We start from the raw sequence: 1,620 nt of genomic DNA, 5'->3' as shown, positions 1-1,620 counted from the left end.
GATGAGCGAAAAACGAGAGGGAAAAAATGTCCCTCTCGTTTTTCACTACAGACTGACCTTTTGAGACAGCCTCTTAACCTTAAATCTGAAACATGATTGTGATAAAAGCTTTCTGTATTTTCAAGTATTTACATTAAATAAAACATACGGGTATATATGCAATAAGCTTTGATAGTGAAAATACCAAGTGTTTAGCAAAGGGAAAAGGCGGGTTGTGTCGCAACTTATATAGATGGGTGATTTTTACTAGCAGATCGTTTCTTAAATAATATTAATATACGGTTCTCATTGGGTGATGGATTCCATTTTATACTTCCATCGAAGGAACGAGATTATGGCTGATCTCCTGAAGATGAAGTTCAATGCGCTGCTTTAATTCGTCTTTAGAAGCAACACGAATAGGGCGCAGGCAGCTTTTGCTCATTTTCGCGAAAAAGGATTCAATGATGTCCAGCCAGGATCCGTGCGTTGGGGTGAAAACAAACTCAAATGGATTAGGAACGGTTTCTAAGTAAGCGCGCGTTTCTTTTGAAGTATGGGCTGGATGATTATCCAGAATCACTTGAATGCGAAGAACCGGATCGTTTAAAAAGCAGGGGTTCAAAAGGCCTGCCATTTCCTGTCGGAACCTGTCGAATAAGGTTTGAATAGCGTGAAAAGAGATGAAAATCCAGGAACTTTTCCCTGTTCAATATTTTGTCACACTTTTCTATAATACAAATGAATGCTTGAAGAGAAATCAGAAATCGAAGCTCTTGGCAGAGTTTCGGTTTTTTTTTCAGGTGAAATGAAATCGTCTCTGCAAAACAATAGAGCCGCTTTTTCGGAACGAACGAAGTACCCAAAATAAAGGGGCGGTAAAGATGGACAATCAATGGTTGATGCTCGCCGTCTCGATCAATGAAGGGCGGTGACGGAAAGCATGGGAGAGGATGTTTCCTACCGGAGCGGTTCATGGGACGACATGGGCCGGGCGATCGCTCAAATTTCATCCTGGGGCGGCGTACTGGAGCGCATGCGCCAGGTGGACCGGACCTTTCAGCAGATCCAAAATGCGATTGATGATCTGGACGAGGACCGGCGCCTCTGGTTTTCGTACAAAAGCCAGGCTGGGGCGCTCGACAAACTGGGTCAGGACTACCGGAAACTGGACACGTTTACGGGTGAGGCCGGCGATGCCGTCAGCCGCCACATCGATGATCCTTTTTACAAACAGATGGACGCCTTTATTGCGGAAATGGCGCAGGTTTCGATCAGCCAGTATCACATCCCAAACACGCTGAACGTTAAGGAATACCAAGCAGCCAGTCCGCTCGCCTCCGTCGCCGCCTATGAGCCAGTGACCAAACAGTCGATCACGTTCGACGATCTCTTGAACAGCAGCAGCCTGATGGCCGCCTCGCTGAAAAAGGAATACGAAATCTACCGGGCCGCGGCCGGAAAACAGGCGGGAGACGTGACTTTCGATCAGTACAAAGAGAGCATCCAGTACAGCCGCGGCTTCGACTACCGGTCGATCAAAGACAAGCAGATGGACCAAGAATTCTGGGTGAACCTCGGCATCGGAGCGGCAGTCGTCATCCTGACGATCGCCTGCCCGCCGGCCGGGATCGCCGCGGG

General features: G+C 47.8%; 1 protein-coding gene and 1 pseudogene. One reads left to right on the top strand and one right to left on the bottom strand.

Annotation, left to right across the window (positions count from 1 at the left end):
• Positions 1 to 307: 307 nt before the first annotated feature.
• Positions 308 to 616 carry a transposase gene (locus Q6A92_RS18110; RefSeq protein ID WP_443029757.1) on the bottom strand — a complete coding sequence of 103 codons (309 nt, stop codon included), beginning with the start codon at positions 614 to 616 and terminating at the stop codon, positions 308 to 310.
• 306 nt (positions 617 to 922) lie between these two features.
• Here Q6A92_RS18110 and Q6A92_RS18105 point away from each other — a divergent pair.
• Positions 923 to 1,620, top strand: a pseudogene (locus Q6A92_RS18105) (hypothetical protein); the annotation flags it as partial.

The organism is Sporolactobacillus sp. KGMB 08714 (assembly GCF_036598985.1).
Taxonomy (GTDB): domain Bacteria; phylum Bacillota; class Bacilli; order Bacillales; family Sporolactobacillaceae; genus Sporolactobacillus.
The sequence above is the reverse complement of the archived record's forward strand: the minus strand, read 5'-3'. Positions and strand labels throughout refer to the sequence as shown.